Source organism: Stenotrophomonas sp. YJH_SMC_43 (assembly GCF_059372535.1).
Map to the genome: position 1 here is coordinate 799049 of NZ_JCAFVQ010000001.1, position 24158 is coordinate 823206.

The following is a 24158-nucleotide window of genomic DNA, read 5'->3' on the forward strand; positions in this document are numbered from 1 at the left end:
TCAGCGTGAGAAGCCGGGCACCGGGTCCTGGCTGATCGGACCCAGCAGCCAGGCGCCCCATTCGGGCATGTGCGGCTTGGCTTCGCGGTCGCCGGGCAGTGGCAGGTCGGTGTTGCGTGCCAGCGGCTTCACCAAGCGTGGCGTGACGATGATCACCAGTTCCTTGTCCTGGCGCTTGTAGTCGAAGTTGCGGAAGAACGAGCCGATGATCGGCAGGTCACCCAGCAGCGGGATCTTGCCGACGCTGGACACCACGTTGGAGCTGACCAGGCCACCGATCACGAAGCTCTCGCCATCGCCCAGCTCGACCGTGGTGTCGGCACGGCGGGTGGTGATCGAGGGAATCTGCACGCCGTTGAGCGCGATGGCGTTGCTGTAGTCCAGGTCACTGGCTTCCGGTGCGACTTTCAGGGCGATGCGGTTCGGCGCCAGTACCGTCGGTGTCACGGTCAGGCCGATGCCGAAGGGCTTGTAGGTGATCGTCGTGGTGCCCAGCCCCTGCGGTTCCAGGATCGGCAGCTCGCCGCCGGCCAGGAAACTGGCGCTCTGTCCGGACAGCGCGACCAGTGTCGGCTCGGCCAGCACGCGCGCCATGCCATTGCTCTGCAGCAGGTCGACGTCGGCATTCCACAGGCCCTTGGTCGAGCCGAATACCAGGCGGAAGGCCGAAGAAATGGGTGATTCGGCTTCGTTGCCGGAGTTGCCTTCCTTCATGCCGGGCAGGATGCCGGTGTTGCCCGGCAACTGGCCGCCCGGGCGGGCGAAGCCGTAGGCGAAGTTGCCGTTGCGGTTCTGGAAGCTGATGCCGATCTGCTTCAGTGCGGTCTTGTTGAACTCGACCACCTTGACCTCGACCTGGACCACGCCGCCGCTGCTGACCGTCGACGCATCGGCAAGCAGCCCCTCCTTGCCCAGCGCCATGGCGGCGGTCTTCTGTTCCTGCATGTGCGAGAGCACGCTGTCGGTGCTTCCCTGCAGCAGGCCCTGATTGTCCTGCTGGGTGAATACCAGCCCGTTCGCGCCAGTGTCGGCCGCACCCTGCACCGCGCTTTGTACCCGCACCTGCAGGCGCTGTGGTTCGGCCTGCTTTCGGTGCCAGAGCAGGAGCGTGGTAGTGCCCGGCGCCTTGCCGACCAGCAATGCCTGGCGCTGGCCGCGCAGCATCACGATATCGGCCACGCCCGGATCGGCAATGGCGACCCGCTCCAGATCGCCCGGCAGGGTCCAGGGACGCTGCTCACGCGCCTGCAGCACCAGGTCGTCGGCGGCCACGCTCGTCGCCGGTGCCAGCAGCACCAGCAGCAGGGCCAGCCAGCGCTGGCGGGGGGAAGGGCGTGGACTGCGGCGACGTTCGGTCATGGATGCGCTCGATGCAGGTCAAAGGGAACCACGGGGGGCGGAGCTGTCGCCTCGGATGATTTCGATACCCGATGCGCGCGGGGAACTGCGCCGCGGTGCGGGTGCGCGTGCCGGGGCATCCTGGGCGCTGCGCGCCGGTGTGTTGCTGCGCCCGGCCAACGCATCGCCGTCGATGCCGGCGAAGGCGTGATTCTCTGGCCGTTGCAGCGCAAGCTGCTGCTCCGCATCAAGCCCCCGCAGCGGATCGATCACCCCGCGTGCCTGCGGGAACAGCGCCAGATCGGGCTGGCCGGCATCGGCAGGGTTGCGCAGGGCCAGGAACAGCTTGCCCTGCTGTGCACCCAGCAGCAGCCGGTTGGCGTCGGCCACCGGTACCGCCAGTACCGCGCTGCGTGCGGGCTGGGCAGTCTCGCTGCCCGTGCTCTGGGTGCTGCTGCTTCCGGTGATGTCAGCGGCGCGCGGATCGTTGCGGGCATCGGCTTCAGTGCTGGCAACAGCGTCATGGTTGGCCGGGGCGATGTCCTGCTGGCCATAGCTGAGCACGCGCAGGCGTGACAACAGCAGGCGCGTCTGTGCTGCGTCGGCCGGGCCGCTGGCGCTGGATTGGGCAGTGCGCAGGTTGAGGAACACGTCGACGAAATCACCCGGAAGGATGCGGTTGCCGGCACCCACCAGCTCGTCCACCGGGACCGCGAGTGCGCGTTCCCCGGGGCGCAGCTGCAGCGAGAATCCCTGCGCGAGTGCATTGCTGCTGATCGCCGTGCCTTCGGCGATGTCCTGCACTGGTACCTTTCCGACCACGGCGGAAATGCTGGTGGCGGCACCGGCAACCGGGGCGCTGCGCTGTGCCAGACGCAATCCGTTGGCAGAGATCGGTTCGCCGGCCGGCAGGCGTGCCACCGCCTCCACCACGGTGATCGCCTGGGCATCGCTCCGCGCGACCGGGGCAACCGTGGCCGGCGCGGCCTGCTTGCGCCCGATCATCAAGGCGATCACCGCCAGCAGCACGGCCAGCCCGATCAGGGCGACGGCAGCAATGCGGGTCAACTTGAGCATGGAACCGTCTCCTGTACCGAACGTCAGTTGCCGCTGCCGAGGTCGAGCTGAGCGACCGCGACGCTGCGGATGGGAGCCCGCATCACCCACTTGTAGAGCGTGGCGGTGCCGGGCAGGAAGGGGTGGCTTGCGTAGTCGTAGCTGACTGTCACGGTCATGCACTGGGCGCTGGCCAGTCCGGCGCAGGGGGCCTGCGCCGAAACCAGAATGGCGTTGCTTCCGCCATTGCTGCAGTCGACCGGCTGACCCGAGAAGTTCAGCAGCCACTGCATCGAACTGCGCGCCGCAACACAGGCTGCAGTACGGCGTTCGTTGGCGCTGCCATAGCGCAGCGATGCGCGCGCACCCTCGGCCGAGGCGGTTGCCAGGGTCTGCTGGGCCGCCATGATCATCACGCCGGAGAACGTGAACAACAGCAGTGGCAGCAGGCCCAGCATCAGCATCAGTGCGAACTCGATGCTGGCCACGCCGCGTTGCCGGCGTGGGTTCTGGATGTTCATGCCACACCTCCGTACGTGCTGATGAGGATCCAGGCGATGGCGGATACCGCCAGGTAGGCGGCGTAGGGAATGCCTTGGCGCCCCTGGCGGGCGCTCTGCATTCCGCGTAGCGCCGGGTGCGAATGCCATTGCGAACTTGCCCGATGCATATGGGCTTGAAGGCCGATGGGCAGTGCTGGACCCAACCGGCGTGATACCAGCACCAGTGCGGCATGTGCGCCCGCTGCCAGGCTGGCCGCGATCCAGATCGGCAGCAGTGCCTGCCAGCCCAGCATCAATCCCAGTACCGAAAAGAATTTGACATCGCCGGCGCCCATCCAGCGCACTGCATGGAAAGGCAGCAATGCGACCAGGCCGAGCGCCGCGCCGGCAATGTGGGAAGCCCACGGCAGGCGCGGCGCGTTGAACTGTCCGGCGATGAGCACGACAACGGTGATCGCGCATGCGGACAGCAGCCAGGCGTTGGGCACCCGACGGGCGTACAGATCGCTGATCGCAATCCGCAGGCACACACCGATGGCCAGCAATCCCAGCAGTGTCATCGCACCCTCCTTTGTCCGTCAGTGGACGGTCAGCAGCTGCTGTCCCTGATCAGCCTGGGAGCGGCTCAGGCCGGTGGGTTGCCTGACGCCTTGTCGGCAAGCTTGGTGAGATTCTCAAAGAGCGTTTCGAAGAAATCCTTGATCTGCGTGCTGCCCAGTGCGATCAGGACACCCGCAATCACAGCCGCCAGCAGGCCGTACTCGAGTGCGGTAACGCCATCTTCTTCCTTCAGGAACTTGCGGATCGATGCGTTCATGACGTTTGTCTCCCTCTACCTGTCTGCTACAGGACACCTGTTGGGCGGTGGCCCGGCTCCGCCGGGATCGTCCGTGGACCTCCGCACGTCCTGGCGGAGGAGGCACGGCGGGATGGACCCGCCATGCTCAAGCAGGGTGATCGATTCCAGGCGGGACGCCGTTCGCGCAACCGCGACCGCACGGCGCGGAGCCGGTGGTCGAGGTGTCGAGCGATACGTGCATGGTCATGCTGTCCCCCTGGGTGCGGTCATTATCAAAGACCGGATCACCGTGTTATCGACTTTGCCTGAATGGCGGCCGGCTGCAACCGGAACCTATATGCAAATTCGGCAGAATCCCTTCGGTCCTTAATTTTTCACGCGGGTTCTGTGACGGAAATCCGTTCGTTCGCAAAACGATTCATCGACGTGCAGATAATGTGAGGCAGGTTTTTCAGTCGCATGCGAAAACTGTGCCAAACACCACGACCTTGTTTTCACGTCTGTATCCATCTTATTCAATGCAGTGCAGATGTTTACCCCGTTGAATTATCGGGCATACTCGTATTCAAGTACTCGCGTTTCTTTTGGGGTGCGCACTTTGCTGGCGCGCATCCCGGCGATGGAAGAGATTCCATGAGAGGTGCGCGCCCTGTCAGGCAGTGGGGGCCGTATCGCACGACGGATAATCGGGGGACGACACTGTCATGGTCGATGGTGGGGTAGGAGACAGCGACGACAGCGGCCTGCGGTCGATCGACCTGGCGACGCTGAGCGGCGTGCTTCGTGTATGTGATGTCGAACTGCTACTGCTCGATGGCAATGGGCCGCGGGCGGCCTTCGCTTCACGCGTGCACGAGGAGGCGTTGTTCTGCAGCATCAGCTGTGGATTCCATTGCCGTGGACGATTCATGCTGCCGCCGGACTGGGCGATGCTGGGGTATCTGCACGCGACCGATGAAACCCTGAGCTGGTGCCACGGTGTACCGCTCGTACCTGGAATGGCGTTGACCGTGATGCCGGAGGGTATCAGCGAGTTCACCCTGAGCCCGGGCACGCACATGACCCTGATGCTGGTGCCGGTGGCACGGGTGCAGCGCAAGCTGACCGAACTGAGCCTGCGCAGTACACCGCCGGCCGGACAGGCACTTTCGCTGTTCAATCTCGCCAGCGAGGCCGCCCCGCTGGCACAGCACTACCAGCAGCTGCACCTGCAGCTGGGCCAGGGCACGGGGCTGCAGCCTGAAGAAACCGAGCGGCTGTTGCACGAACATGTGCAGGCACTGCTGGGCGCGGGTTCCGCCGATCGCCCGGGTTGCAGCCGTGCGCGGCGCACGCATTATCTGATCGCACAGCGGGCGGAAAACTTCATGCGCCTCAACCTGCGCCGCAATATCTACATGAACGAGATCTGCGATGCTGCCGGTGTCAGCGAGCGTGGCCTGCGCTACGCGTTCGAGGACCTGTTCGGCACGTCGCCCAATCGTTACCTGTCGATGCTGCGCCTGTGCGCGGCCTGCCGCAGCCTGTCGATGGCTGATTCCAGCCGCCGTTCGGTCAAGGCCATCGCCCTCAGCTGTGGCCTGTGGGACCTGTCGCGCTTCGCCGACAACTACCGCAAGGTCTTCGGTGAACTGCCGCGTGACACGCTGATGCGCGCTCCCGCGCAGATCGGCCAGCCAGCTTGATTCAAGCCCCGTAAGGGTTTCCCGGCAGTTCCTGCCGGAATTGCATATCCGCTTGCCGATATGGTTGCCGCTTCTGCATAACCGGCTGCCGATTCCGACCGTGGATTTGCCGGAATGCGCGATTGCCGTGCCGGAATGAAGTGCGCAGCCGCCGTTGCAAACGCTGAAATGTCAGTCACCTGCCTAACGGCAAGTCCACTGACATTCCAGTTGTTCGCCTACGGGGGAAATGCTCATGAACCGCATCTACCGGCGTGTATGGAACCGCCAGCTCAATGCTCTGGTTGTGGCCTCGGAACTGGCCACCGGCGACAGCGGCGGCAGCGCCGCCCGCGATCCGCGCAGTGCACTGCTGATGCCGACCGCACTGGCCCTGGCCCTGCTGTGCGCGCTGGCCAGCGGGCATGCAGGCGCGTCCGAATCCAATCAGTCTCTACGTGACCTGCAGGCACTGGCCGCGAAGTACGCGCAGCCGATGCCGGCCAAGGTCGACGCGGAAGTGGCGCTGGCTGCCGCATCGCGCCAGGCGCAGAGCAGTCCGGCGATCAGCGCTGACGCGCGTGTCGGCCTGCAGCTGAGTACGAACTCGCTGCCGATCGTACGCGACGTGCTGCCGGCCACCGTGCAGGTGAAGCTGGCGGCGAACGCTGCGCCGAAGCAGGTCGCGGTTCCTGCGCTGGCTGCCGATGTCCGCGCCAATGTCGGGCTGGGTCATGCAGCGTCCCATGTGGCGAAGATTGATGCATCGCTGGCGGCCAACGTTGCGCCGTCCGCGCATGCGCCGCTCGGTGTGGCTGCGGATGCCCAGGCGAAGGCCGGCGTTGGCATCGCCGGTACCCAGGTGGCCTCGATCGATACCGGTGCCAAGGCGGCCGCCGCTGTTGCTGGCGCACCGGCTGGCTCGCTGTCCGGCCTCAAGGCGTCCGTTGACGGCAAGGTGGATTCGCAGCTGAAGCTGGCGGGCCACCAGATCGACGGCCAGGGGCAGGTCAAGGCGACGGCGGCGGTCACGCTGCCGGCCAAGGAGGAGCTGCCGGGCGAGACTCATGATCGTGCGATCACCGCGGCCTTCGATACCGGTGTTGCCGGCAAAGTGCGCGTGCAGGCGCCGGATGGCCAGGAGGTCGTGGCCGACCGCAATCTGAAGCTGGCCGGCCAAGCCACCGTGGCAGCGCAGAACAGCGCGCTGGGCGTCGGTGGCCTGGTGGGCGGCGTTGTCGGCGCAGCAAGTGGCGCCGTGGGCGGCGTGCTTGATGGCACCGTAGGCAACACGGTTGATGCGGTCGGCGGCGCCTTGCACGGCACGGTTGGAACGGTAGGCGGCGCAGTGGGCAGCACGCTCAATGGTGCCGTTGGCGGAGCCGTAGGCGGTGCGCTCAACGGCACCGTTGGAACTGTCGGTAGCGCGGTGGGTGGTGCGCTCAACGGTGCGGTTGGCACGGTCGGTGCAGTTGGCGGCACCGTGGGTGGTGCACTCAACGGGACGGTCGGTTCGGTCGGCAGCACCGTCGGTGGTGCGCTCAACGGTGCGGTTGGCACGGTCGGTGCAGTTGGCGGCGCCGTGGGTGGTGCACTCAACGGGACGGTCGCTTCGGTCGGCAGCACCGTCGGCGGCGCGCTCAACGGTGCGGTTGGCACGGTTGGCGCAGTCGGCGGCACCGTGGGTAGTGCACTCAACGGCACGGTCGGTTCGGTTGGCGGTGCCGTGGGCGGCACGCTCAACAATACGGTGGGTGCAGTAGGCAGCACCGTCAGCGGTGTACTCAACGGCGCAACAGGTGGCAGCACCGGCGGCCTGGGTGGCCTGCTGGGCGATACACTCGGCAATGTCGGCGGCGCCGTCGGTAACCTGCTCAATGGCAACCTCAACGGCACCATCGGCAATCTCGGCAGTGCCGTAGGCGGCCTGGTCGGTGGCACGCTCGGCGGCCTCGGCCTGACCAAGCCCTCGGCGATCCCGCCGACCAGCCCGAAGGCGCCGGCTCCGGCCGACCCGAACGCTGGCCTGATCATCGGCACCGGCGGCCTGGTCGGTAATGTCGGGCAGCTGATCGGCCCGACCACCACCAGCCTGTTCGGCGGCAACGGCTACCTGAGCAACGGCAACCTCAAGCTCAGCAACGCCAACGTGATGCAGACCTACTCGACGGTCAATGTGCTGGGACTGCCGGTGGTCAACCTGTCGCCGGTCGGCAGCACCCTCAATGGCCTCGGCGGCGCCGTCACCGGCGGCAGCTCGCACCTGACCCTGATCGGTGGCGTCACCTCCGACAGCTACATCTACAACATCAACAACGGCAATCCGGGCGGCCTGCTGGGCTTGTTGCTGCCGAAGGATTCGCCGGCCTGGGCCGCCAAGTGCCTGGACATCGCCCTGGCCGACATCTCCTGCTGGGCCGTCAACGCCGCGCAGGACTACCAGGTGCTGATGGGCGACGGCGCCTTCGCCAACGGCTCGAAGGAAGTGGTGATCGGTGCCAATGCGCGGCACGAACTGCCGAAGGTCGATGCCAACGTGGCCTTCCCGGGTGCAGGCACCAATGACCCGAGCAACCCGACCGGCGTGCCGACCGCGGACTACGCCGCACGCATGGGTCACTCGGTGATCGTCGGTGACAGCGCGGTGGGTACTGCCAACGGGCAGACCCTGCTCGGTGCCGAGGCCACCTCGAACCAGGCCAACTCGGTCGCACTGGGCTACCGCTCGGCCGCGCTGCGCGGTGCCCAGGCCAGCTACAGCGCCTATGGCCTCACTGCGCCGCAGGTCTCTGCCGGTGAAGTGTCGGTGGGTACCGCCGGTGGCGGTGAGCGCCAGATCACCAACGTCGCGGCGGGTAGTGTCAATACCGATGCGGTCAACGTGGCCCAGCTGAAGGGGGCCATCAGCCTGATCGATGATGTGGCGGCCGCTGCGGTGACCTATGACCTGGACGGTGCCGGCAACCCGAACTATCGCCGTGTCACGCTCGGCGCGGGCACCGGCACCACCACCATCGGTAACCTGGCTGGCGGTGCGGTCACGGCCGGCAGCCTGGAAGCGGTCAATGGTGGCCAGCTGGCGGCGACCAATGCTGCCATCGCCAGCTTCTTCGGCGGCCGCGCAGCCTTCGATCCTGCCAGTGGCGCGTTCACTGCGCCCCTGTTCGAGATCAGCACCATCTCCACCGGCGGCGCCATCGCCAAGGGCCTGTATGAGAACGCTACCGATGCCTTCGCCGCGGTCGATGGCTCGCTGGTCAACCTCAACACGCAGATCACCGACATCCGTAACGGTGGCACCAAGTACCTGCGGGTGAACTCGACCGGTACCGAGGCCCTGGCCAGCGGTGCCGACTCGATCGCAGTCGGCACCAACGCCCGCGCAACCGCCGCCAACAGCATCGCGGTCGGTGCCGGCAGCCTGGCCGATCGTGCCAACAGCGTGTCCATCGGTGCCGCCGGTGCCGAGCGTCAGGTCACCAACATGGCGGCCGGTACCGCAGCGACCGATGCAGTCAACCTGGGCCAGCTGCAGGCCTCGGAGCAGGGCGCCCTGCGCTATGACCTCAACGGCGACGGCAGCGTCAACTATGCCAGCGCCACGCTGGGCCAGGCTGGCACCGCCACTACGCTGCGCAACCTCGGCCCGGGCCAGGTCAGTGCCACCAGCAGCGAGGCCATCAACGGTGCCCAGCTGTTTGCCGCCAACCAGGCCGTGGCCACCCACCTCGGAGGTGGTGCAGCGGTCAATGCCAGCGGTGTGCTGACCGCACCGACCTACGCGATCAACAACGTCGCCGCCAACGGCACCGTCACCAAGGGCAGCTACAACGACGTCGGTACCGCCTTCGATGCCGTCAGCAACTCGCTGGCCAACGTCGCCGACCAGACCGGCGAGATCGACAAGCTGGCCGTGAAGTACGACGTCGACGGCAGCGGCAACGTGCTCAACAGCGTGACGCTGACGGGCACCGGCACCGGCGCGGTGAAGATCACCAACGTCGCCGCCGGCAGCATCCTGGCCGGCAGCAGCGATGCCATCACCGGCGACCAGCTGTTCAACACCAACAGCACCATCGCCAACTACTTCGGTGGCACCACCGCGTACAACGGCACCACCAATGTGTGGACCGCGCCGAAGTTCAGCATCTCCAGCATCGCCACCGACGGCACGTTTACCAGCGGCGACTACAACAACGTCACCGCCGCCTTCACTGCGGTGGACGGCTCGCTGAAGGTCCTCAACCAGCGCATCACCAACGGCGGCGGTGGCAGCGCCTACCTGGCGGTGAACTCGACCGCAGCGGCTGCAACGGCTGCCGGCGCGGAAGCGGTGGCTGTCGGCCCGCAGGCCAGTGCGGCCGGTGCCAACAGCGTGGCGGTCGGCAACGGTGCCAGCGCCAGTGCAGGCAACAGCGTCGCCCTGGGTGCCGGTTCGGTGGCCAGCGTTGGTGCGCAGAGCGGCTACACCGGTGCCTACGGCCAGACCGGCGCCAGCAACTCGGCCGGTGAGGTCTCGGTCGGCAGCACCGGCAGCGAGCGCAAGATCACCCACGTTGCCGATGGCTCCGACACCTACGACGCAACCAATGTCGGCCAGCTGAAGAATGGTGTGAACTACGCCATCGATGAGTCGAAGAAGTACACCGACCAGAAGATCCAGAACATCACCAACGTGGCCGGCAGCTTCCGCGCCAACAACACCAACAACCTGGCCGATCCGTCCGCCAGCGGTGCCAACTCGGCCGCCGGTGGTGCAGGCTCCACCGCCGCCGGTGCCAACTCGACCGCGCTGGGCAATGGTTCGCAGGCGCAGGCCGACAACTCGGTGGCGCTGGGGGCGGGTTCGGTGGCGAACCGGGCCAACACGGTCTCGGTCGGTGCCAGCGGCGCCGAACGCCAGGTCGTCAACGTGGCTGACGGTTCGCAGGCCACCGATGCGGTCAACGTGCGCCAGCTGCAGGCCTCGCAGCAGGGCACGATCCGCTACGACACCACGGTGAACGGTGCGACCAACTACAACAGTGTCACGCTGGGCAGCACCAACAGCGGCCCGACCACGGTGCGCAACGTCGCCGCCGGCACCGCCGGTACCGACGCAGTCAACGTGGACCAGCTGAAGTCGGGCATGGCGCAGACCCTGGACTGGTCGAAGGCCTACACCGACGAGCGCATGGGGGGCTTCGAGCGCGACCTGCGCAAGACCGACAACCGCGCCTCGGCCGGTATCGCTTCGGCGATGGCCACCGCAGCCCTGCCGCAGCCCAGCGAAGCGGGCCGCAGCATGGCCTCGGTCGCTGCCGGCAGCTACAACGGCGAGTCGGGCGTGGCGGTCGGTATCTCCGGTGTCTCCGAGGGAGGGCGCTGGATCTACAAGTTCAGCGGCTCCACCAACAGCCGTGGCGAGGCCGGTGTGGCCGTCGGTGCCGGCATCCAGTGGTGATCCCCGCCGCCGGGCCGCACGCGCGGCCCGGCATCGCGGAAACGTCCATAGGGGGAATGACATGAAACAGCATCGCATCGCCCGCACTGGCCAGATGGCCGCAGTGCTGGGCCTGGTCCTGGGAATGGGCCTGCTGGCCGCCTGTCGCAGCCATGCGCCGGCCGCCGAGGGTCCTGCCGAAACCACCGCCGTGCAGTTCCCGGAGGCTTCGAAGGCCTCGTTGAAGGAAGGCATCTATCCCGACGTCGCCGACCTGCGCCGTTTCGCGCCGGGCATGAGCAAGCGCCAGCTGTATACCTTGCTGGGCACGCCGCACTTCAACGAAGGCATGTGGGGCGTGCGCGAGTGGAACTACCTGTTCAACTTCCGCACCGCGCAGGGCGCGGAGTATTTCACCTGCCAGTTCCAGGTGCGCTTCGACAGCAAGGGCATCGCCCAAGGGGGCTACTGGAAGCCGGAATCGTGCGCGGCGGTGCTGGAACCGCCGCGGCCGCCAGCGCCGCCAGCACCGGCACCGTTGCCGGAGCAGCCGCTGCGGTTGTCGGCGGATGCGCTGTTCGGGTTCGACAGCGCGGTGCTCAGTGCCGAAGGTCAGCAGGCCGTACAGGGCGTGCTGGCGCAGGTGCGCGAGGCCAGTCAGGTGCAGTCGATCCGGGTGACCGGGTACACCGACCGTATCGGCAGTGCCAGCTACAACCAGACCCTGTCGCAGCGACGTGCCGAGGCCGTGCGCAGCGCGCTGGTGCAGGGTGGGGTGCCTGCGGCCAGCATCAGCGCCGAAGGGCGGGGCGCAGCCGAGCCGATCGTGCAGTGCGAGCAGCGCAACCGTCGCGAGCTGATCGCCTGCCTGGCGCCGAACCGGCGTGTGCAGATTGCTGGAATGGCCCAGCCGCGCTGAGAGTCCCACACCGGGGTCATGCCCCGGTATCCCGAGTCCCCCCTGACCGTCGGCAGGACGTGGTTACGTCTCCCCCGTTGACCATGCCTGCCGGCGGCTCAGGTTTTCCATGGTGCACGCGATGAACGCCCAATTCCTGCCTCTTTCCATGAAGACGGAAGCCACATTGAGTGTGTACGGCCAGCTCGGCAACCATGCGGTGGTGCGCATTCCCGGGCGGCGCCTGCCGGGCTTGATCCTGCAGGCAGACACCGTGGCCGGCTTCCTTGCCCAGCTGCAGGAAGCCCAGGCCTGCCTGCGCAGTGGTCGCGCACAGCGCACCGACGCCGAACTGGACATGCTCATCGACGTGTTGCAGCAGTGGTATGCGCTGATCGAATCGCGCCTGGCCGACGCCGGCGAGGCACTGTAGAAGAAAAAGGGGACGGAGGGGATTAAGTCGTTCCCGGCACGGCAGGGACATGGACGACTTAATCCCCTCCGTCCCCTTTTCTGTGTCATGCGCGTGCGCGGATCAACCAGCAGGCAGCATCCACGCGGACCCGATCGCCGTCGATGAATGGTGTGAATGCTGCCAGCGCCTGGTCGCGCAGCCCAGCGGCCTCCGCTTCGGGCAGCGCCCGCAGCGCCTGGCCCACCGGGCCCAGCTGGCCGACGTAGGTCGGCAGCTCATCGCGTGCGATCGAACACGGAAGGTCCACCGCAACCACCTCCACATCCTTCCAGCCGGCAGCCTGCAACAGGCGCTGCACGCGTTGGCCATCTGCGAAGGCGAACTGTCCCGGGGCACCGGGTACGCGCGGCGGAAGCTCAAGCGCATCGCCGACCGCGCGCTCGGCCGTGGTCATGAATGGATTCTCGTCAGCGCTGCGCCAGGCAATGAAACGCAGGCCGGCACCGGGCCGCGTGGCGCGGTGCAGGTTGGCGAAGGCCGCACCGGTATCCTCGAAGAACATCACCCCCAACCGCGACTGGATCCAGTCGAAGTGCGCGGAAGGCAGAGGGTGCCGTTGCGCGTCGGCAAGAATGAAGTCAGCGTCCAGCCCCGCCGTTTCTGCCCGTTCGCGCGCCATTGCCAGCATCGGTGCGGAGATATCCAGGCCGGTGCAGTGGGCGGCCGGGCGTGCCGCACCGGCGGCAAGCAGGCTTGCGCCCGTGCCGCATCCGATGTCGAGCAGTTGCGTGACGGTTTCTGGCAACTCGGCGACCAGCAGGTCGGCCATCGGCTGGAACAGGCCATCGAGGATGGCCTGCTGGGCGACCCAGATCTGGCCGCCGGGGCCGTTCCAGAGGGTGTTCTGATCAACGGGGGATGGGCTGGCCATGGTCTTGCCTTGTCGGGAAGTGGCCCATAGGTTGCTGCTTGAAGACGACTTGAGGTCAAGCCCATGCGTGAACTGGATATCGGCGAGGTGGTCAAGCGCAGTGGCGTGCCGGCCTCGACCCTGCGCTACTACGAACAACTGGGGCTGCTGCAGGCAATTGGGCGCCGTGGCCTGCGCCGGCAGTATGACGAACAGGTGCTGGAACGGCTGGCGCTGATCGGTCTCGGCCAGGCGGCCGGGATGTCACTGCAGCAGATCGGGGCATCGCTGCCGCCGCAGCGTGGATGTATCTCCCTGGATCGTGAGGCGCTGCTGGCGCAGGCTGATGTGCTGCAGAGGCAGATCACCCAGCTGCAGCGGGTGCGCCGGCACCTGCAGCGCGCGGCGGCCTGCCCGGAAGCGCAGGATGCGCGGCAGTGCGGTTCATTCCGCAAGCTGCTGCGGGCGCAGCAGCGCATGGCGAGTGGGTGAGTTGCCGGAACCGGCTCAATCGCGGGTGCTGACTTCCCAGGTGGCATGCAGAACGCCCGGCACGTGCTCCATCCGCGCCAGCACCACGTCCAGCTCATCGGCACTGACGGCCGTGCTGACCAGCACCGCGATCACGTCGGTGGGTGCGTCGGCGTGCTCGACCAGCTGCACATCACCGACCGGATACTGCGCTGCTTCCAGCGCATCGACCAACCGCTCGCGCACGCGCGGCACGGCTTCGGCATCCACGCTCAGGCGCACTTCGTAGGTCGCCTCGGTGGCGGTCTCATTGATCGGAATGCGGTTGATCGCATTCACCAGCGGCCGCAGCAGGGTGTTTCCGGCGATGATCAGCACGGTCAGCAGCACGCCTTCGGCCAGCATGTCCGCGCCGGTGCAGCTGCCCACCGCCGCAGAGCACCACAGGGTGGCGGCGGTGTTCAGGCCGCGCACGTTCATGCCTTCCTTCATGATTACGCCGGCGCCGAGGAAGCCGACGCCGGAGACCACGTAGGAGATCACCCGCACCGCCTCGGCGCTGCCGGCGATGCGCATGCCCAGGTCGACGAAGGCAGCGGCGCCGACGGCCACCAGCACGTTGGTGCGAAGGCCGGCGGTGCGCTGCCGGTACTGGCGTTCGGCGCCGATCAGCGTGCCCAGTACGAAAGCGGCCAGCAGGCTGACCACGGTGTCGGCGAAGGGACCGGCCTGGAAGGTCTCAATAAAGCGCATGGCCGGAGTCTACCCCGGTCATGTGACGGTAGATCCATGCCATGCGTGGATACCCGGATGGGCCACAAACGACTTAATCCCCTTTTTCGGGATCAGTCGGTGTCGTCGACGCGCTCGCCCATCAGCTCGCGCTGGCGCTTGTCCAGTTCTTCGGCGTAGCGCTTGCGCACGAAGGCTTCGGAGACGACGCCCAATACCTGGCCGTCGGCAGCCACCACCGCCAGCTCGTCGGCCTGGGTCTGGTCGAAGCGCTGCATCACGCTGACCACGTCGGAGGACGGTGCCAGCGAGACGTCACGGTTCTCGGCCAGTTCGCCGATCATGGTTTCCGGCTTCACGCCGTCGCCGTAGACACGCGGAATCTGCACGATGCCGGCGTAGTGGCCCTCGCTGTCGATCAGGATCACCCGGCTGCCCGAGCCCAGCGGGAAGCGCTGGCGGAACGCGGCGGCATCGAGATCGGCCGGAGTGGTGGCCACGCCCTTGCGCATCAGCCGGCCGGCGTTGAGGTTCTGCACCCAGCCCACGTCGCGGGCGCTCTTGATGGTCTCGCCGCGCAGGTGCATGCGCCAGGTCGAGAACGAATAGCCGAACCACTGCCGTACCAGCGTGCTGGACACCAGCACCGCGCTCATCACCACGCTGGTCAGCAGGAAGTCGTGGGTGCCTTCCAGCACCAGCATGGCCATGGTCATCGGCGCGCCGACCACGGCGGCGGCCAGTGCAGCCATGCCGGCCAGCGCGGCGGACGTGGCGTCGACCACCGGAACGCCGGTGGCCATGCCCAGCAGCCCGGCGAACAGCGCGCCGACCAGGGTGCCCATGAACAGCGAGGCGAAGAACAGGCCACCGCGGAAACCGAAGCCCAGCGAGATGCCCGAGGCCAGGCACTTCAGGGTCAGCAGGCCGCCGATCCAGATCAGCGGCAGGTGGGTGGTCAGGTCCAGATGCAGCGCGCCGTGGCCGGACGACAGCACCTGCGGGCTGGCCAGGGCCAGGGGAATCAGCAGCAGTCCACCCACCACCGGTCGTCCCCACGCGGGCAGGGGACTGCGCTTGACCGTGCCTTCGATCGAGGCGATCAGGCGCATGATGGCGATGCCGACCATCGCGCAGCAGCAGCCGAGCAGGCCGTAGATCGCGTAGTCGGCGGCGCGCACGTCGATGGTCGAGGCCGCTGGCAGTAGATAGGCTTCGATGCCGGCCTGGTCGGCCACGAACGCGCCGGCCAGCGCTGCGACGGCCACCGGTGCCAGCGCAGCGGGGGTGTAGGCGCCGATGACGATCTCGAAGGCGTAGAACGCACCGGCCAGCGGCGCACCAAACGCAGCGGCGATGGCACCGGCGGCACCGGCACCGACCAGGATGCGCACGTCGTTGCGACGCAGGCGCATCACCCTGCCCAGTTGCGAGCCGCTGCCCGCGCCCATCTGCGTATACGAAGCCTCAAGGCCGACCGACGCGCCGCAGCCGTTGGACAGCAGGGTCTGGGTCAGCACGATCAGGTTGTCGCGCATCGACATGCGGCCGCCGTGCAGCGCATTGGCTTCCACCGCATCGAGCAGTGGCCGTTTCAGTCGCGTCGCCGCCAGGCTGACCAGGCCGACCAGCAGCCCGCCCAGTGGCAGCACCAGTAGCGCGGTCCAGGTCAGCGAGGGCAGGGAGCTCAGGCGCATACCGTCGTCCAGCCCATACAACGTGCCCTGCAGCCAGCGCGCGATGCCCGACTGCAGCAGGGTCAGGTAGCCGGCGATCAGGCCAACCAGCAGCGCCAGCGCGATGAACCACAGGTCGCTGCCACGCAGGCGCAGGCGCAGGCCCTGGAAGGCCAGATGCAGGCGCGATGGCGAAACGGGCGAAGACATGGTGGCGGCATGATACGCCGCCACCGTGAGCGCCACCGTCACCGCATCGGGCGGCTACCGGCTCAGAAGCGGTAGCGGCCCTGTACGTAGAAGGTGCGCGGCGCGGCCACCATGCGGCCGGCGTTGCCATCGACATTGCGGGTGTACCAGCGCTTGTCGGCCAGGTTGTTCACGCCCAGTGCGATCTCGCTGTCACCCAGCCCCGGCACCTGCCAGGCCACCTGGGCATTCCACAGGCGTACGCCCGGCACGCGTCCCACGCGCGCGTCAGCGCTCTCGGCCCAGGTGTTGGCGGCGTCGGAGAACTGGCCGCTCTGGTGGGTGCTGGAGACGTTGAAGGTCCAGCCGGCCAGCGCGTAGCGGGCGCCGATGCTGTCGGTGTCGCGCGAGTAGAACGGCACGTCCAGGCCACGGTTGTCGCCGGACTGCTGGATCGCCTTGGTCCAGGTGTAGTTGGCGTACAGCTCCAGCCCGGCCAGCGCGCCGTCCTCGGCGAAGTGGTACTCCAGTGCGCTCTCCACACCCTTGTGGTCGGTGGCACCAATGTTCTGGAAGGTGGGCGGGGTGATGCCCGGCACCTGCAGGATCTGGTTGTCGAAGCGCATCTTGAACACGGTCACTTCCGCGCGCAGTGCCCCATCCTGCCAGCGTGCGCCCAGCTCGGTGGTCTTGGCCACTTCCGGGTTCAGCGGATTGCTGGCGGTCTGCGAATTGAGCTGGATGTTCTGTACCGGTCCGAACGAGGTGGTGTAGTTGCCGAACACGGTCAGCTGCGGAGTCAGCAGGTAGGCGATGTTGATCGAGGGCAGGGCCTTGTCGTTGCGGCTGCTGAAGGTCGCCGTGCCTCCGGCCTGGCGGCGGTCCATGTCGATCCATTCCATGCGCACGCCGGGCGTGATCCGCCACTGGCCGATCGCAATGCGGTCGTCGATGTAGAAGGCGTGCGCGTCGGTGGCGTTGTCGAAGCGGGTGGTGGCACTGGCCGCGCCGGTGCGGCGGGCGACGGTGTAGCTGCGGTCGTTGCCGCGCTCGCGCAGGAAGCGGTAGCCGGCGGTGATGTCATGCACCGCGCTGCCCCAGTGCAGGCGCTGGGTATAGCGCGGCTCGATGCCGAGCACGCGGTAGTCGCGCGGCTGCACGGTCAGCTGGGTGTTGGCGGCGTTGATCAGCGAGCTGGCACGGGTGCTCTCGTTGTAATAGGCCAGCACCTCGAACTCGCTGTTGGCCGACAGCGTGTTGGTGTAGCCCAGGTCGATGCCGGTGCGGTGGCCCTTCCAGAAATCGGTCGGCCGGGTGTTCTGGAACGGATCGGCCTCGTACTGCGCACGGGTCAGGCCGCCCGGCGTCAGCGAGCGTACGTCGTAGTAGGACAGCTTGGCACGCAGCTCCTGCTGTTCGTCGATGGCGTAGGCGAACTTCAGCGCGAGATCGTTGAAGCGGTCATCGCTGCCCTGGCGCCAGCCGCGACCATCCTGGCCGGAGTACAGCAGGGCGGCGCCCAGATCGTTGTCGCCGGTACCGCCAAGGAAGGCGTTGTACTGGGTGCTGTCACCGCCGCCATGGTCGTAGGCGGTGTAGCGGACGCCGGCTTCGCCGTGCAGGCCGGCCTCGGTGGGAATGGCGCGGGTGCTGAAGTTGATGATGCCACCGACGTTCTGCGGCCCGTAGCGCACCGCGCCGCCGCCGCGCACCACGTCGATCGACTCGATGTTGGACAGGCTGGTCGGCGCGAACGACAGCTGTGGCTGGCCATACGGCGCCACCGCCAGCGGCACGCCGTCCAACAGGACGGTCGAGCGCGGCGAGTAGCGCCCGGTGAGGCCGCGCACGCCGATGTTCAGCGACACCGAACTGCCAGCGGTGCCGGAGTTGTCGGTGACCTGCACACCCGGAATACGGCGCATGGCATCGCCGAGGCTGGCCGCGCCGCTGGCCTCGATGCGCTGGCGGTCAACCACGGTGCGCGCGCCCGCGAAGCGCTTCACGCTGTCATGCAGGCCGGTGCCCAGCCAGCTGCCGGAGACCTGGATGCTGTCCAGCGTGGTGGCGCCATCCTGGGCGAAGGCGGTGGTGGCCGGGAGCAGGCACAGGGCAAGGGCGGCGGCCAGCGGCAGGCGGGCCGGTTGCAGGGCAGGGATGGGCATCGGTGCGAGCTGTGGAAGGCGGTAAATGAGAATTATTGCTGATTCCATTCGCCAATGGAATGCGCCGCCGGTTCACGCTGTTCCCCCGGTGGTAGAGTGGGCGATTGCTTCCTGACTCGCTGAGATCTGCCATGTCCCAAGCCGCCTTCTACCCCGTCGGAACCCCTGGCCAGCCGTGGGGAGCGGCGGAACGGGAGGCGTGGCGTGGCCGCCAGCAGCGCCTGCGTCGCTATGACGAGGAGGTGCTGCCCCGCATCGAGGCGCTGGCTTCGCGCTTCGACAAGGTGGCCTATGGCCAGCTCGACTACGCTGGCGAGACCTACACTCTGTTCGCCCTGCGCAGCCGCGATTGGAACCCGGCGCTGCCGGCTGCCCTGGTTACCGGTGGCGTGCACGGTTATGAGACCAGCGGCGTGATGGGCGCGCTGGAATTCCTCGAAAGGCACGCCGCCGACTACGCCGGCAAGGCCAATCTGCTGGTGGCACCGTGCGTGAATCCGTGGGGCTTCGAGCGCATCAACCGCTGGAACTTCGATGCGATCGACCCGAACCGCAATTTCCGCGCCGATGGCCCGGCCCGCGAGTCGACCGCGCTGATCGAGCTGATCGCACCGATCAAGGACCAGTTCGTGCTGCACATCGACCTGCACGAGACTACCGACAGCGACGAGAGTGAGTTCCGCCCGGCGTTGGCCGCGCGTGACGGCAAGCCGTTCGAGCCGGGCCTGATTCCGGATGGCTTCTATCTGGTGGACGACAGCGAGAACCCACAACCGGCCTTCCAGCAGGCGGTGATTGCCGAGGTGGAGAAGGTCACCCACATCGCGCCGGCCGACGACAAGGGCGAGATCATCGGTTCGCCGGTGGTCGCTCACGGCGTGATCGAGTACCCGCTGGTGAAGCTGGGCCTGTGTGCCGGCATCACCGGTGCGACCTACACCACCACCACCGAGGTCTACCCGGACAGCCCGCGGGCGACCCCGCAGCAGTGCAACGACGCCCAGGTGGCAGCGGTGTGCGCGTCGCTGGATTACGCGCTCGCCCATCGTTGATTTCGGTTCACCCCAACGCGTCGGCCCACCACAGCGCCGCTGGCCCCGGCGGCGTGTCGCGGCGCCACAGCAGGTCGCTGTGGATGCGTCGTGGCCAGCCGGGCAGAGTCAGTTCCACCAGCTGCCCGCGGTCGTAGCGCTGTACCAGCGCGCGTGGCAGCTCGGCCCAGCCGATGCCGTCCTCGGCCATCTCCATCACCATCAGGTAGTCGGTGGCGGTCCACGCCAGCCCGGTAACCGCCCGCGCATGGTCGACCTCCGCGCTCAGGCGCACCTGCCGGTGCCGTGCCAGCTGGGCGGCCGCGCGACGGCCGGCGTCGGCCAGCGGATGGTCGTGCGCCACATACACCGACAGCTCGCTGTGATGGGCCAACGGCCGTGCCACCAGACCATCCGGATAGCTTTCCTGGCGCGGCAGCAGGCCCAGCGCGGCGCGACCACTACCCACCAGTTCCAGCACGTCTTCGCCTTCGGCATCCAGCCATTCCAGTTCGATCTCGGGGAACGCTTCGGCAAAGCGCTGCAACACGCGCTGCTCCGGATCGAGCTGATAGACGTCGGAGAACACCACGGTCAGCCGCGCTTCGACCGGGGCGGCCAGCCGCACGCTCAACTGCTGCAGGCGGGTATCGGCGGCGAGAATTTCCTGGGCATGGCCGAGCACCTGGCGCCCGGCTTCGGTCAACTGCGGGTAGCGTCCGCTGCGGTCGAACAGGCTGACGCCGAGGTCTGCCTCCAGGTGGGCGATGGCGGTGCTGACCGTCGATTGGGTCTTGCGCAGGCGGCGCGCCGCCGCCGAGAACGAGCCCAGCGCCGCGGCTTCCACGAAGGCCTGCAGGGATTCAGGGGAATAGGGCATTGATCCATCGCTCCTGTCGATGGAATCCATTTTGATACCACCGTAAAAGGCGATGATACTGCCAGCCGTCGCCCCTGTCTGCGGGGTGCTCCGGACCCTCCACGCACCGCGTGGATCTATTGAAAAGGCGGCGCGCTCCCCGTCCCGCAAGGAGTTTCACATGTCCCGTACTGTTCCCGCCCGTGGCGCGCTGGTCGCCTGGGCCTGCCTGACCGTGGCGATCGTTGCCGAAGTGGTCGGCACCTCGTTCATGGCCCATGCCGCCCGCGACGGCGGCTGGACCGGCTACCTGATCATGGCCGGCGCGTTGGCGCTGTCCTATTACTTCCTGGCCCTGTCGGTCCGCCGCATCGCCGTCGGTGTCGCCTATGCGGTGTGGGAAGGCCTGGGCCTGACCCTGCTGACCGTGGTCGGCCTCACCGTGTTCGGCGAGAGCCTGTCGCTGCAGCAGCTGGCCGGTCTGGTGCTGGCGGTGGTAGGCATCGTCTGTGTCACCCTCGGGGAGGCGCACTGATGAATACCCTGGCCCTGTTTTTCGTGATCTGTTCTGCCTTGATCGACGTCGCCGCCAACATGATGGTGGCCAAGTCGGAAGGCTTCCGCCGCTGGCGCTGGGGTGTCGGCGCGATCGTCATGGTCTGGATCGCCTTCGCCCTCCTGGGCCAGGCAGTGCGCTACATGGACCTGGCCACTGCGTATGCGATGTGGGGTGCGATCGGCGTGATCGGTACCGCCACCTGTGGTCGCCTGTTGTTCGGCAACCGCCTGCGCCCGATCGGTTGGATCGGCATCGCGCTGGTCACTGTTGCGGTGCTGCTGCTCAGCACCGCGAAGTAACGCGTTGCTGTGCCAACCAAGGTTGGCACCTACCCGTGCTGAGTTGCTGGTTGGCACCTACCCGTGCTGAGTTGCTGTGCCAACCCGGCTTGGCACCTGCCAGAGCGTGAGCCGCCACGTGCAAGCGCCCCGGGGATGATCTCCCCGGGGCGTTGCCGTTTCTGACGAACTCAGAAGCGTGCGGTGAAGTTCAACCGCGTGGTGCGCCCCGGGCCGGGCATCAGGCTCATCGCCAGCGTGTCCATGTAGTAGGTGTTGCGCAGGTTGCTGACCACCAGTTCCACCTCGGCCTTCGGGGTGAACTGCCAGCGCGCATAGAAGTCGTAGATCGCGGTGGGCAGGTAGATGTTCTGCAACCCGGTCGAGCCGGTGGTATTCCAGGGCTTGTCCAGTTCGTGGGTGGGGCCGCTGTTGTAGGTGCGGCGGATGCCGGTATCCAGCCGCTTGTCGAACAGGCGGAAGCCCAGCGTGCTGTGGATCGAGTACTTCGGCGGATTCTGTGCGTTGACAAACGAGGTACCGAAGCCGCCATCCACGCAATCCGGCGTGGTGTCCAGCTTGCTCCACTTCGCATAGGGGTCTTCGCGCAGGCGCTTGGCGGTGGCCGCGTCGCAGGTGCGCGCGCGCTGGTAGTAGCTGGCCGACAGGTCCAGGTAGGCGATGCCGGCGTCATAGCCGGACTGCAGCTCGTAGCCGGATACCGTGTAGTTGTCCACGTTGTCGACATAGAACGCCCAGTTGCTGGAGTCGAAGCGACGGGTGATCGCGTTGTCGATATCGTTCTTGAACCAGGCCACCTTGAACGCCAGGCGGTCGCCATCGCGCCACAGGTCCTGCTTGAGCAGGCTGAAGCCGATGTCCCAGGAACGGTTCTTCTCCGGCTTCAGGTCGGCCACCGGTGCCGAGGTGCTGTTGCCCAGCGTCGATTCGAACAGACTGGGCATCTTCCAGCCCTGCGCGTACTTCACGTAGAAGAACATGTCCTGATCGAGGTTGAAGCGGGCCTCTGCGTACGGCGCGAAGCCGTGGCCGGAACGGCGGATCGCCGGCTTGTAGCCCCATGCGGTGGGAATCTGCCTGGTGTAGAAACCGTTGGCGCCGCGCGGGTCGGGAATGAAGCCATCGAAGTCGTAGCTCTGGCCCAGCGTGCTGCCGCCGTAGGGCGTAGCGCGCAGCGAGTCATACGTGTAGTTGCCCTGTGCATCCGGGTACCACTCCTTGTACCAGCCCGGCAGCAGCTGGCCCCCCTTGCTCAGGCGCGCGAAGGTATAGCGCAGGTCGCGCGATTCGCTGACGAAGGCCACGCGATTGCGGTCGCGGGTGCGGTAGTCGATGAAGCGGCCGCCTGCGGTCAGCGACAGCCAGTCCCACGGCTGCCATTGCAGCGAGGCGACAACGCTGGCTTCGCGCCGCGTGCCGGAGCGCAGGTAGCGGTTGTTGTTGTAGTCCACCGGCAGCACGGGCGAGTTCGGTGCGGTGTCCTCATGCTGGAACGCAGCGCCGTAGCGCAGCGTCCAGTCGCCCAGGCTGTTGCTGAAGCGGGTGGTGTTGCTGCTGTCCACGCCCCAGCGCCGGGTCTTCACGTCCGACTGCAGGCCCGGGCCATAGGTTTCCCCCAGCGTGTCCGGCATCTGGTCGTTGGGTACGTCCTTGAACAGCGGCGTGTTGGCGATGTTGCTGTTGAACATGCGGCTGGTGGCGGTGGTGAACCACAGCGTGCTGCTCAGGTCCAGCCACGGGTGTGCCTCGGGCCGGTAGCGGTGGCGCAGCGAGGTGGCGTTGAGCCGCATTTTCCCGGGCTCGAACTGGAACATGGTGTTGGCCTTGTCCACGTAGGTCACCCATTCGTTGGACTCACCGACACGGCCGATCGCCGAGGGCATGATCTCGCCGAAGCTGGAGTTGAAGTAGCGGTGGCTCAGCTCAAGCCGCTGGTCGGGGTTGGGCGTCCAGGTGAATTTCAGCAGCGCCGATTCGTTTTCGGTGTGCGTGTTCAGCACTTCATCACCCGAGTGGTACATGTCCGAGACCGCCTGGCTGGACATGCCGGTACCGCCGCTGGACAGGTGCTGGTCGTCGTAGCGGTGCGCGCCGTTGCTGCCGGCGAAGTAGTTGCCCTGGCGGCGACGCGCGTAAGCGGCCACCAGCTGCCAGTCCTCGCCGCGCTGGGCGAAGGCCACGCTGCCGTTCCAGTCGCGCGGGTCACGCAGGCTGTTGCGGTTGTCGCCGCCGCGCGCGATCTGCTTGAAGGTACGGGTGCGGTCGATGCTGTTGTCGGCCACGCCACCGCGCACGCGCAGTCCCCAGGCCTCGCCCTCGTCGAGGATGTCATCGACGTTCAGCGTCTCCATGTAGATCACGCCGCCGATCGCGCTGGCGGCGTTGGCGGCCAGGCTCGGCCCCTTCTCGATGCTGATCGCGCTGATCAGGTCCGGGTCGAGGTAGCTGCGCTGCTGCACACCGGCATAGCCGCGGTACACGTCGATGGCCTGCTGGCCGCCGTCGATGATCACCGGCACCCGGTTCTGGCCCTGCAGGCCGCGGATGTTCACGTCCAGCGCACCACCATTGCGTACGTCTCCGGTGTGCACGCCGACTGCGCCGGCCAGCACATCGCCGATCGACTGGCCGCGGAAGCGTTCCAGCTGCTGGTGGTCCAGATGCACGCGCGAGCCGCTGTCGCGGTATACGGCATCGGCATCGGCCAAGCCCCACGGCGAAGCACCTTCGCTGGCCTGGCCGGCTACGCGCAGGGTGCCGATCTGGCGCACACCAGCATCGGTGGCGGGGGCGGCCTGCAGCACAACGCCGCTGGCATCACGCTGGAACGACAGGCCGGTGCCGGCCAGCAGCTGCGCCAGCGCGGCCTCGGTGTTGAGCGAGGCCTGCACGCCGCTGCTGTGGCGGCCGCGGGTCAGGCGCGCATCGGTGGCGATGGACAGGCCGGACTGCTGGCCGAACGTGGTCAAGGCCTGGTCGAGCGGTCCGGCCGGGATCTGCCAGCGAACGGCAGCGGCGGCATCCTGTGCGTGGGCGGCCGCCGGCAACAGGCACGGCGTGGCCAGGGCCAGGCACAGCGCGATGGCAAGCGGGCGAGGGGAAGGGCAGGGTCGTTTCATGGGGGCGGCAACATCCGCAATGGGTTCCCTTGTAGTGCCCGCCGAGCGCGCAG

At 67.2% G+C, this 24158-nt stretch carries 19 protein-coding genes; 8 read left to right on the forward strand and 11 right to left on the reverse strand.

Annotated features, from left to right (window positions below; genetic code table 11):
* The 5 genes from AC5QAH_RS03805 to AC5QAH_RS03825 form a co-directional block, all read right to left on the reverse strand.
* Window positions 1-1359 (reverse strand): type II and III secretion system protein family protein, encoded by a 1359-nt coding sequence (locus AC5QAH_RS03805; RefSeq protein ID WP_010485136.1) that lies wholly within the window; start codon window positions 1357-1359, stop codon window positions 1-3.
* Window positions 1360-1377: 18 nt separating this feature from the next.
* Entirely contained in the window at window positions 1378-2415 is a 1038-nt protein-coding gene (gene cpaB / locus AC5QAH_RS03810) for a Flp pilus assembly protein CpaB (protein WP_241883252.1), read from the reverse strand.
* A gap of 23 nt (window positions 2416-2438) precedes the next feature.
* The gene (locus AC5QAH_RS03815; RefSeq protein WP_010485140.1) at window positions 2439-2915 is read right to left on the reverse strand and encodes a TadE/TadG family type IV pilus assembly protein; all 477 of its coding nucleotides are present in this window, start codon (window positions 2913-2915) and stop codon (window positions 2439-2441) included.
* On the reverse strand, window positions 2912-3457 hold the full coding sequence (locus tag AC5QAH_RS03820; protein ID WP_019337869.1) for an A24 family peptidase: 546 nt from the start codon (window positions 3455-3457) through the stop codon (window positions 2912-2914). Before AC5QAH_RS03820 ends, AC5QAH_RS03815 begins: the two co-directional genes overlap by 4 nt.
* A 65-nt stretch (window positions 3458-3522) precedes the next feature.
* Window positions 3523-3714: a Flp family type IVb pilin gene (locus AC5QAH_RS03825; protein WP_010485145.1), complete on the reverse strand. Its 192-nt coding sequence runs from the start codon at window positions 3712-3714 to the stop codon at window positions 3523-3525.
* 686 nt (window positions 3715-4400) lie between these two features.
* Between AC5QAH_RS03825 and AC5QAH_RS03830 the strand changes: the two genes are divergently transcribed.
* The 4 genes from AC5QAH_RS03830 to AC5QAH_RS03845 all read left to right on the forward strand — a co-directional run bounded on the left by AC5QAH_RS03830 (window position 4401) and on the right by AC5QAH_RS03845 (window position 12113).
* Window positions 4401-5381, forward strand: a complete 981-nt coding sequence (locus AC5QAH_RS03830; RefSeq protein WP_010485148.1) for an AraC family transcriptional regulator — start codon at window positions 4401-4403, stop codon at window positions 5379-5381.
* A gap of 235 nt (window positions 5382-5616) precedes the next feature.
* Window positions 5617-10803, forward strand: a complete 5187-nt coding sequence (locus AC5QAH_RS03835) for an ESPR-type extended signal peptide-containing protein (RefSeq protein ID WP_495232099.1) — start codon at window positions 5617-5619, stop codon at window positions 10801-10803.
* A 61-nt stretch (window positions 10804-10864) separates the two neighbouring features.
* The gene (locus tag AC5QAH_RS03840; protein WP_010485152.1) at window positions 10865-11701 is read left to right on the forward strand and encodes an OmpA family protein; all 837 of its coding nucleotides are present in this window, start codon (window positions 10865-10867) and stop codon (window positions 11699-11701) included.
* A gap of 121 nt (window positions 11702-11822) precedes the next feature.
* Window positions 11823-12113, forward strand: coding sequence for a DUF6959 family protein (locus tag AC5QAH_RS03845; protein ID WP_014037513.1), 291 nt, complete (start codon window positions 11823-11825; stop codon window positions 12111-12113).
* Window positions 12114-12198: 85 nt separating this feature from the next.
* Here the strand turns inward: AC5QAH_RS03845 and AC5QAH_RS03850 are convergent, their stop codons facing one another.
* Window positions 12199-13026, reverse strand: coding sequence for a class I SAM-dependent methyltransferase (locus AC5QAH_RS03850; RefSeq protein WP_029550798.1), 828 nt, complete (start codon window positions 13024-13026; stop codon window positions 12199-12201).
* 63 nt (window positions 13027-13089) lie between these two features.
* Between AC5QAH_RS03850 and AC5QAH_RS03855 the strand changes: the two genes are divergently transcribed.
* The gene (locus AC5QAH_RS03855) at window positions 13090-13497 is read left to right on the forward strand and encodes a MerR family transcriptional regulator (protein ID WP_418081404.1); all 408 of its coding nucleotides are present in this window, start codon (window positions 13090-13092) and stop codon (window positions 13495-13497) included.
* Between the two features lie 15 nt (window positions 13498-13512).
* Here AC5QAH_RS03855 and AC5QAH_RS03860 read toward each other — a convergent pair whose 3' ends face one another.
* The 3 genes from AC5QAH_RS03860 to AC5QAH_RS03870 all read right to left on the reverse strand — a co-directional run bounded on the left by AC5QAH_RS03860 (window position 13513) and on the right by AC5QAH_RS03870 (window position 18238).
* The gene (locus AC5QAH_RS03860) at window positions 13513-14229 is read right to left on the reverse strand and encodes an MgtC/SapB family protein (protein ID WP_197597875.1); all 717 of its coding nucleotides are present in this window, start codon (window positions 14227-14229) and stop codon (window positions 13513-13515) included.
* Window positions 14230-14321: 92 nt separating this feature from the next.
* Window positions 14322-16094 carry a chloride channel protein gene (locus tag AC5QAH_RS03865; RefSeq protein ID WP_483724646.1) on the reverse strand — a complete coding sequence of 591 codons (1773 nt, stop codon included), beginning with the start codon at window positions 16092-16094 and terminating at the stop codon, window positions 14322-14324.
* 62 nt (window positions 16095-16156) lie between these two features.
* Window positions 16157-18238 (reverse strand): TonB-dependent receptor family protein, encoded by a 2082-nt coding sequence (locus AC5QAH_RS03870; protein WP_495232100.1) that lies wholly within the window; start codon window positions 18236-18238, stop codon window positions 16157-16159.
* A gap of 131 nt (window positions 18239-18369) precedes the next feature.
* Here AC5QAH_RS03870 and AC5QAH_RS03875 point away from each other — a divergent pair, with 131 nt between their 5' ends.
* Window positions 18370-19290 carry a M14 family metallopeptidase gene (locus tag AC5QAH_RS03875; RefSeq protein WP_057503797.1) on the forward strand — a complete coding sequence of 307 codons (921 nt, stop codon included), beginning with the start codon at window positions 18370-18372 and terminating at the stop codon, window positions 19288-19290.
* Between the two features lie 7 nt (window positions 19291-19297).
* Here AC5QAH_RS03875 and AC5QAH_RS03880 read toward each other — a convergent pair whose 3' ends face one another.
* Entirely contained in the window at window positions 19298-20149 is an 852-nt protein-coding gene (locus AC5QAH_RS03880) for a LysR family transcriptional regulator (RefSeq protein WP_235651829.1), read from the reverse strand.
* A gap of 160 nt (window positions 20150-20309) precedes the next feature.
* Between AC5QAH_RS03880 and AC5QAH_RS03885 the strand changes: the two genes are divergently transcribed.
* Together AC5QAH_RS03885 and AC5QAH_RS03890 are read left to right on the forward strand one after the other, a co-directional pair.
* Window positions 20310-20663, forward strand: coding sequence for an SMR family transporter (locus tag AC5QAH_RS03885; RefSeq protein ID WP_019659945.1), 354 nt, complete (start codon window positions 20310-20312; stop codon window positions 20661-20663).
* On the forward strand, window positions 20663-20986 hold the full coding sequence (locus AC5QAH_RS03890; protein WP_012480533.1) for a DMT family transporter: 324 nt from the start codon (window positions 20663-20665) through the stop codon (window positions 20984-20986). Before AC5QAH_RS03885 ends, AC5QAH_RS03890 begins: the two co-directional genes overlap by 1 nt.
* 170 nt (window positions 20987-21156) lie before the next feature.
* On the opposite strand, the gene AC5QAH_RS03895 is transcribed toward AC5QAH_RS03890, so the two are convergent.
* Window positions 21157-24105, reverse strand: coding sequence for a TonB-dependent receptor (locus AC5QAH_RS03895; RefSeq protein ID WP_495232101.1), 2949 nt, complete (start codon window positions 24103-24105; stop codon window positions 21157-21159).
* Window positions 24106-24158: the final 53 nt, after the last annotated feature.

Bases quoted from the DNA above. Each gene is read 5' to 3' on its own strand.
- AC5QAH_RS03805 (WP_010485136.1), bottom strand. From the start codon at position 1,359: ATGACCGAACGTCGCCGCAGTCCACGCCCTTCCCCCCGCCAGCGCTGG.
- cpaB (WP_241883252.1), bottom strand. From the start codon at position 2,415: ATGCTCAAGTTGACCCGCATTGCTGCCGTCGCCCTGATCGGGCTGGCC.
- AC5QAH_RS03815 (WP_010485140.1), bottom strand. From the start codon at position 2,915: ATGAACATCCAGAACCCACGCCGGCAACGCGGCGTGGCCAGCATCGAG.
- AC5QAH_RS03820 (WP_019337869.1), bottom strand. From the start codon at position 3,457: ATGACACTGCTGGGATTGCTGGCCATCGGTGTGTGCCTGCGGATTGCG.
- AC5QAH_RS03825 (WP_010485145.1), bottom strand. From the start codon at position 3,714: ATGAACGCATCGATCCGCAAGTTCCTGAAGGAAGAAGATGGCGTTACC.
- AC5QAH_RS03830 (WP_010485148.1), top strand. From the start codon at position 4,401: ATGGTCGATGGTGGGGTAGGAGACAGCGACGACAGCGGCCTGCGGTCG.
- AC5QAH_RS03835 (WP_495232099.1), top strand. From the start codon at position 5,617: ATGAACCGCATCTACCGGCGTGTATGGAACCGCCAGCTCAATGCTCTG.
- AC5QAH_RS03840 (WP_010485152.1), top strand. From the start codon at position 10,865: ATGAAACAGCATCGCATCGCCCGCACTGGCCAGATGGCCGCAGTGCTG.
- AC5QAH_RS03845 (WP_014037513.1), top strand. From the start codon at position 11,823: ATGAACGCCCAATTCCTGCCTCTTTCCATGAAGACGGAAGCCACATTG.
- AC5QAH_RS03850 (WP_029550798.1), bottom strand. From the start codon at position 13,026: ATGGCCAGCCCATCCCCCGTTGATCAGAACACCCTCTGGAACGGCCCC.
- AC5QAH_RS03855 (WP_418081404.1), top strand. From the start codon at position 13,090: ATGCGTGAACTGGATATCGGCGAGGTGGTCAAGCGCAGTGGCGTGCCG.
- AC5QAH_RS03860 (WP_197597875.1), bottom strand. From the start codon at position 14,229: ATGCGCTTTATTGAGACCTTCCAGGCCGGTCCCTTCGCCGACACCGTG.
- AC5QAH_RS03865 (WP_483724646.1), bottom strand. From the start codon at position 16,094: ATGTCTTCGCCCGTTTCGCCATCGCGCCTGCATCTGGCCTTCCAGGGC.
- AC5QAH_RS03870 (WP_495232100.1), bottom strand. From the start codon at position 18,238: ATGCCCATCCCTGCCCTGCAACCGGCCCGCCTGCCGCTGGCCGCCGCC.
- AC5QAH_RS03875 (WP_057503797.1), top strand. From the start codon at position 18,370: ATGTCCCAAGCCGCCTTCTACCCCGTCGGAACCCCTGGCCAGCCGTGG.
- AC5QAH_RS03880 (WP_235651829.1), bottom strand. From the start codon at position 20,149: ATGCCCTATTCCCCTGAATCCCTGCAGGCCTTCGTGGAAGCCGCGGCG.
- AC5QAH_RS03885 (WP_019659945.1), top strand. From the start codon at position 20,310: ATGTCCCGTACTGTTCCCGCCCGTGGCGCGCTGGTCGCCTGGGCCTGC.
- AC5QAH_RS03890 (WP_012480533.1), top strand. From the start codon at position 20,663: ATGAATACCCTGGCCCTGTTTTTCGTGATCTGTTCTGCCTTGATCGAC.
- AC5QAH_RS03895 (WP_495232101.1), bottom strand. From the start codon at position 24,105: ATGAAACGACCCTGCCCTTCCCCTCGCCCGCTTGCCATCGCGCTGTGC.